Below are 6,514 nucleotides of genomic sequence, written 5' to 3'. Positions count from 1 at the left end.
GCGCCGGCCACGGGCGTGCGTGTGGAGGCGGTCCAGGACCGCGGCGATCGTGGCGGCGTCGGTAGTCACGGTGAGACAGCCCATCCCGTCCTGCGTGAGGCGGCCGAAGACCCCGCGCCGGGACCGGGCGTGCGCGTGCCGCTCCTGGCTGCCGCGGGCATCGACCGACGCGACCGCCCGCCGCAGCCGCGCGGTGAACGTCCGCTGCGGCACGGGTCGACCGTCGCGGGACGGGGCGAGCACGGCCTCGGCGACGGTGGTCACGTCCGGATCGGGCAGCTGGGCGGTCTCGGACGCGACCTGCAGCGCACGCTGCAGCGAGGTCGCCCCGGCGCGCAGCGCGCCCAGGACGACCCGGTGCCGGCGCGGCGCGGTCGCCAGGGACAGCCGGCGGGCGACCTCGCCGGTGCCGACCCCGGTCGCGAGGGCGATCTCCTCGGTCACGACCCGGTCCGGGCAGACCCGCGCGGACACCCGGGCGACGGCGCCGGCGGGGAGGGCGTCGATCTGCTGGGCCTCGATGGTGCGCAGCGCGCCGTAGGCGGCGAGCAGGTCGGCCTCGAGGCGCGCCTTGGCGACCTCGAGCGCCTCGATCTGGGCCAGCACCCGCTCACCCGCACGCGCGAGCCCCTCCAGGGCCGTCGCCGCCTCCGCCCGCCCGCCGTCGGTCGCCGTCACGGGATCGACTCCACGCCCTCGCCCTCGCCCATGCGCTGGCCGCGACGTGGGCTCGACCGTCGATGTCACCGATGACGTCGCACTCGTCATCCCCGTGGTCGTCGTGGCCGCAGCGTCGACGCGCAGCCGGGTCAGGACCGGCTCAAGCGACCGAACGAGAAGCTCATGGCCGGTCGACCACGCCATCCGGTGAACCGGCCACGGCCCTCTCGCGGGCGCGCCGAGCGGCCCGTTCGACGGCGTGGCGTACGGCACGGCGCTCTCCTCCCCTGTGGCGTGTCCAACACCTCAAGTAGAACAGGTGTTCGACTGCTTTGCAAGAGGTGGACGCCATCTGTGGACAACGAATCTGACTGTGCTGCAACCTGTCTCGCGCCGCCATCACTCCATCATCGATGCGAGCAAGTGCGCATCCGCCCCGCCGAACCCCTAGGGTCGGCGGATGGCGAGAACGAGACTGACCGTGACCGACACACCGGTCGGGGACGTCGAGACCGTCGTCGTCTCCCCGGTGGGCACCCGTCGATCCGACCCGCTCCCGCTGCTCGTCGCGCACGACGGACCGGCGTACTCCCGTCGCGCGCACCTGCCCTCGCGGTTGCGCGCGGCCACTGCCGAGGGTCGCGTCCCGCCGACCCGCGTCGTCCTGCTCGAACCCGGTCCCCGCAACGAGCGGTATGCCGCCAACCCGCTCTGGGCCGAGGCGCTCACCGCGCACGTGCTCCCGACGGTGCGGACGGCATACGCCATCGACGGGAGGCCGACCCTCATGGGAGCGAGCCTCGGAGCGCTCGCCTCGCTCCAGGCCGAGTGGTGCCACCCGGGGACGTTCGGCGCCCTCTTCCTCCAGTCGGGGTCCTTCTTCCGCAAGCGCGTCGACGACGAGGAGGACTTCGAGTTCTGGGACCGCGTCACGGCGTTCGTCACCCGGGTGCGTCGGGCGCGCCGGCCGCACACCGACGCCCGCATCGTCCTCACGTGCGGCGCCGACGAGGGCAACCTCGCCAACAACCGCCAGATGGCGCAGTCGCTCGCCGCCAGCGGTCACGACGTGTCGTTCACCGAGCTGCCGGGGCGACACGACTGGCGCTCGTGGGAGGCGGCGTTCGACCCCTACCTGCTCGACCTTCTCGCCCGAGCGGGCACCCGCTGACCGGCGACAGATCCCGCCGTTCCTGCAAGGATCGCAGTCGATGACCCGACCCACGACGGTAGGAGCAGCACGATGACCGACACCGCACAGCAGGACTCGTCCGCCTCGTCGAGCACCTCGTCGACCAGGACGCATCTCGTCGGCCTCCTGCTCGGTGCCGAGGAGGACTGGCCCACGGCGTTCGAGGAGCTGCTCGCGCTCGTCGGACCGATCACGACCGACGACGGCGTCACCCACGAGCTGACGAGCGAGCGCCTCACCATCGAGCCGTTCGACCTGCGCCAGCCGGTGCGCACCGAGCTCGTCATCGACCGCCTCGCCTACTGGTACTACCACCCGCGCGAGTGGCTCAAGAAGGCCGCGCTCATGGACGACACCTACCTGCTCAACAGCCCGTTCACCTTCCAGTCCATGGAGAAGCACAGCGCGTACGTCGCTCTGATGCGCCTGGGGCTCAAGGTCCCCGAGACGTGGCTGGTGCCCTACAAGCACCCCGTCGACAACGTCCGGTGGGCCTACACCTCCGCGAAGTACAACCGTCCCTTCGACCTCAAGGCGATCGCCAACCGGCTCGGCTACCCGATGTACATGAAGCCGTTCGACGGTGGTGGCTGGCGCGGCGTCTCCCGGATCAACGACGAGAGCGACCTCGTCAAGGCCTACGACGAGTCCGGCGAGATGCTCATGCACCTGCAGTCGACCATCGAGTACGACCACTTCGCGCGGGCCCTGTCGATCGGTCCCGAGACGATGGTCATGGACTTCCGTCCCGAGCAGCCGATGCACAACCGGTATGCCGTGAGCTACGACTTCCTCCAGCCCTCGGCGGGCAAGCAGGCAGCCGCGATCAGCCGCATCGTCAACGCCATGTTCGGCTGGGAGTTCAACTCGTGCGAGATGCTCGTCAAGGGTGACGACGTCTACCCGATCGACTACGCCAACGCCTGTCCCGACGTCGCCGTCACGTCGTTGCACTACTACTTCCCGTGGGCCATCAAGGCGCTCGTGCGGTGGTCGACCTTCTGCGTCATCACCGGCCGCCGTGGCCCGATGGACCTCGAGATGCGCCGCTACTTCGACGTCGCCGACCGCGACGACCTCACCGACGCGCAGAAGCTCGACGAGTTCCTCGCGATCGCCGACGAGTACTTCGACACGGCCGCCTACTGGGCGTGGTGCGAGCGCTACCTGCCGCACCTCGACGCCGCGGTGCTCGAGTGGGTGCAGTCCGACGTCTTCACCAACCTGCTCCGCTCGACCGTCGTCACGACCTACCCGGCCCACGAGCGGGACCGGTTCATGGCGCACTTCGGCGGTCTCATCGGCCTGTGGGTCAAGGACGAGAAGGTGCGGCTCGGGATCGCCTAGGGCTCCCGGGGCTCTCAGGGGCCGGCCTAGCGGAGGGAGCCGCCGATGCCGGCGACGAGGTTGATCGTCGAGGCGATGACGATGGTGCCGTAGAGGTAGGCGAGGAGCGTGTGGCCGAGCACGACCCGGCGCACGGCGGAGCTCTTGAGGTCGGTGTCCGAGACCTGGTAGGCCATGCCGAGGTTGAAGGAGAAGTAGGCGAAGTCCGCGAACGTCGGGTCCTCGTCCTGGTTGAAGTCGATGGGTGGGCGCGGACTCGCGTAGTAGACGCGGGCGTAGCGCAGCACGTAGACGGTGTGGACGCAGAGCCAGCCGACCGCGACCGCGCCGACCCCGACGAGCGCGTCGACGACCTCGGCCCCGCCGAGGGCGCGCCCGCCGACGAGGAGGATGGTCACGCCGGCGAGGCTGGCCAGCCCGACGAGGATGACGACCACGTCGTACCACGCGGCGTCGCCGTCGCGGCCCTGCACCTTCTCCCGCGTCGCGGGGGCGTCGTGGCCGAGGATGTGGACGAGCAGCGGCACGGCGAAGGCGAGCCCGGCGACGACGAAACCGGCGAGCCCGTGCACGAGGGCACCGTGCGCGGGTCCCAGCGGCACGAGGACACCGGCGAGCACCCCGACGACGACCGCGAGGGCCAGGCGACGTCGGATGGTGGGCACCTTCGGAGGCTACCGCCGGAGGCGACCCGGCGGCTGGACGCCGGCTGGAGGTGCGCTGGTGGTCGGCTGGGTGCCGGGTCGGGTATGTCTACGACTGGCCCGCTCGACGGCCGCCCCCTCCCGCCCCGAGCCCTAGGATCCGCACATGTCAGACACCCCCAGCGCTCGACGCAGCCTCACCGTCGTCTACAACCCGGTCAAGGTCGACGACCTCGTCGCTGCCCAGGAGCTCGTCGCAAAGGCCGCGGCCCGGCACGGCTGGGAGGACCCCGCGTGGATCGAGACGACCGAGGACGAGACCGGCGAGAAGCAGGGCCGTGAGGCCGTGCGTGCCGGGTCCGACGTCGTGGCCTCGCTCGGGGGCGACGGCACGGTCCGCGCGGTGGCCTCGGCACTCGTCGGCACCGATGTCGCCCTCGGCCTGCTGCCGGGCGGCACGGGCAACCTCCTCGCCCGCAACCTCGGCCTGCCCGTCGACTCCCTCGAGGACGCCGTCGAGGCGATGCTCGGCGGCACCGACCGCCGCATCGACGTCGGCCTGATGCGCGTGGCCGACCAGCCGATCCATCCGCGCGAGAGCCACGGCACCCACGACGGCGGCCCGCAGGTCGACGACGACGAGGAGGTCTTCCTCGTCATGGCCGGCCTCGGCCTCGACGGCCAGGTCATGGCCGGCACCAACGAGAAGGTCAAGGCCGCGGTCGGCTGGGTCGCCTACGTCTTCAGTGCGCTGCGCCAGGTCTTCAGCCGCGGCTTCCGCGTCGACGTCGCCTCGAAGGGCGGCTCCGGCGTGACGGGCGAGAGCGGCGACCACGAGCGCGACCACGACGAGCCGAGCGGGTCGGTGAGCCGGCACGCGCGCACCGTCGTCGTCGGCAACTGCGGCACCCTGCAGGGCGGCATCGAGCTGATGCCCGAGGCGAAGATCGACGACGGCATCCTCGACGCCGTCGTCGTCGCCCCCAAGGGTGCGCTGGGCTGGATCTCCGTGCTCTCCGACGTCGTGACCCGTCACCGGGCCGGCCACGGACGTCTCGACCGCCTCCGGGGCCGTGAGCTCACCGTCACCGCGGCCCGCCCGGTCGAGGCGGAGATCGACGGCGACCCGATCGGCGAGCACGTCTCGCTGGGCATCCGCATCCTCCCCGACTCCCTGGTGGTCCGGGTTGGCTGAGCGACGTCCTCACGGCCGGCGACCCGAGGGTCGCGGCCGCCGCCTGCTCAAGGCCGTCGGTTTCGGGCTCGCGTTCGCGGTGCCCGTCACGGCCCTCGCGTTCGTCGTCCGCGAGAAGTTCCTCCCCGTCATCGAGCTCGACGGGCGGCTCATCGTCGCCGCGACGGACATCACCCGCGACAACCCGTGGCTCAAGACCGTCCTGCTCGTCTGGCAGGAGGCCACCCAGCCGAAGTGGGTCTACATCATCGCCTCGGGCGTGTGCCTCGTCGTCTGGCGCCGGCACCGCGAGCTCGCCACCCGGTGCCTCTGGGCGTTCCTCACGATGATGGTCGCCTGGAACCTCCAGCTCGTCCTCAAGGAGGTCGTCCGCCGGGCCCGCCCGGTCGTCAGCGACCCCGTCTCGCACGCCCCCGGCTACAGCTTCCCGTCCGGTCACGTCGCCAACGCCGCGGCGATCGCGACCGTCATGACGCTGCTGCTCTGGCCGGTGCTGTCGCCCGTGGCGCGTCGGTGGCTGGTGGCCGGCCTGACGGCATACGTCGTCCTCACGGCCCTCGACCGCGTCTTCCTCGGCGTGCACTACCCCTCAGACGTCCTGGCCGGTGTCCTCTTCGGCATCGGCCTGGGTACGGCGTCCTACGTCGGCTACCTCGGGTGGAACCCCCAGGGCCTGGACGAGACCCCTCCGCCGGAGGGGGACGTCGGGCCCGAGTCATCGAAAGGCAGCACGTGAACCACACCTTCATCCACCGATACGAGATCGACTCGTCGCGACCGACCGTGGGGTCGGCGCTGCGTGACGTGGCCCTGCGGGTGCTCGCCCCGGCCATCGTCCTCTTCGGGCTCATCGTCGGCCTGGGCCTGCTGATCATGGGGCCACTCGACAACCTCCCCTGGGAGGACGACCTCAGCAAGTCCGTCGCGGCAGGGCGCACCGAGATGATGAACTCCGTCACCGCGGTCTGGTCGCACATCGGCAACACCGAGATCGTCATCGGTGTCTGCGTGATCGTCGTGGCCCTGGTGTGGTGGCGCACCAAGCAGTGGTGGTATGCCGTCATCCCCGCCATCGCGATCGCCACCCAGGCGAGCGTGTTCGTCGCCGCCACGACCCTCACCGACCGCAAGCGGCCGGCGGTCGAGCACCTCGACCCGGCGCCCCCGACGTCGAGCTACCCCAGTGGTCACATGGGCGCCGCGACGGCGCTCTACCTGACCTTCGCGATGATGGCCCAGCGCATCGAGACGGTGTGGCTGCGCCGCCTCGTCACCGTGGTGTGCGCGATCGTGCCGCTCCTCGTCGGCTACGCCCGCCTCTACCGCGGCATGCACCACCTCGTCGACATCCTCGTCGGGCTGGTCAACGGCGTCATCTGCGCGCTGCTGGCGTGGAACTACCTGCGCCGCCGGACCAGTGGTGACCGGGCGACCTCCGCGGTGCGCGAGGCCGTCTCGCGCTGACGCGTCAGCCCC

General features: G+C 71.3%; 6 protein-coding genes and 1 pseudogene. 5 read left to right on the top strand and 2 right to left on the bottom strand.

The window, feature by feature from the left end; genetic code table 11:
• Positions 1 to 678, bottom strand: a pseudogene (locus tag ASG96_RS23645) (HNH endonuclease); the annotation flags it as partial.
• Between the two features lie 463 nt (positions 679 to 1,141).
• Here ASG96_RS23645 and ASG96_RS17215 point away from each other — a divergent pair.
• Both ASG96_RS17215 and ASG96_RS17210 read left to right on the top strand, forming a co-directional pair.
• Positions 1,142 to 1,831, top strand: coding sequence for an esterase family protein (locus ASG96_RS17215; protein WP_057588736.1), 690 nt, complete (start codon positions 1,142 to 1,144; stop codon positions 1,829 to 1,831).
• Between the two features lie 72 nt (positions 1,832 to 1,903).
• Complete coding sequence (locus ASG96_RS17210) at positions 1,904 to 3,199, top strand: RimK family alpha-L-glutamate ligase (RefSeq protein ID WP_056751202.1); 1,296 nt, start codon at positions 1,904 to 1,906, stop codon at positions 3,197 to 3,199.
• A 26-nt stretch (positions 3,200 to 3,225) separates the two neighbouring features.
• On the opposite strand, the gene ASG96_RS17205 is transcribed toward ASG96_RS17210, so the two are convergent.
• Positions 3,226 to 3,864, bottom strand: coding sequence for a DUF1345 domain-containing protein (locus ASG96_RS17205; protein WP_056751206.1), 639 nt, complete (start codon positions 3,862 to 3,864; stop codon positions 3,226 to 3,228).
• 145 nt (positions 3,865 to 4,009) lie between these two features.
• On the opposite strand from ASG96_RS17205, the gene ASG96_RS17200 reads away from it, so the two are divergent.
• From ASG96_RS17200 to ASG96_RS17190, 3 genes are read left to right on the top strand one after another with little or no spacing between them, the layout of a single operon-like run.
• Positions 4,010 to 5,038: a diacylglycerol kinase family protein gene (locus ASG96_RS17200; RefSeq protein WP_057588735.1), complete on the top strand. Its 1,029-nt coding sequence runs from the start codon at positions 4,010 to 4,012 to the stop codon at positions 5,036 to 5,038.
• Complete coding sequence (locus tag ASG96_RS17195; RefSeq protein ID WP_056751212.1) at positions 5,031 to 5,774, top strand: phosphatase PAP2 family protein; 744 nt, start codon at positions 5,031 to 5,033, stop codon at positions 5,772 to 5,774. Before ASG96_RS17200 ends, ASG96_RS17195 begins: the two co-directional genes overlap by 8 nt.
• Entirely contained in the window at positions 5,771 to 6,502 is a 732-nt protein-coding gene (locus ASG96_RS17190; protein WP_056751216.1) for a phosphatase PAP2 family protein, read from the top strand. The genes ASG96_RS17195 and ASG96_RS17190 overlap by 4 nt, the downstream gene beginning before the upstream one ends.
• Positions 6,503 to 6,514: the final 12 nt, after the last annotated feature.

Source organism: Terrabacter sp. Soil810 (assembly GCF_001429645.1).
Classification (GTDB): Bacteria; Actinomycetota; Actinomycetes; order Actinomycetales; family Dermatophilaceae; genus Terrabacter.
Note: the sequence above shows the minus strand (reverse complement) of the source record. Positions and strands in the feature narration are given on the sequence as shown.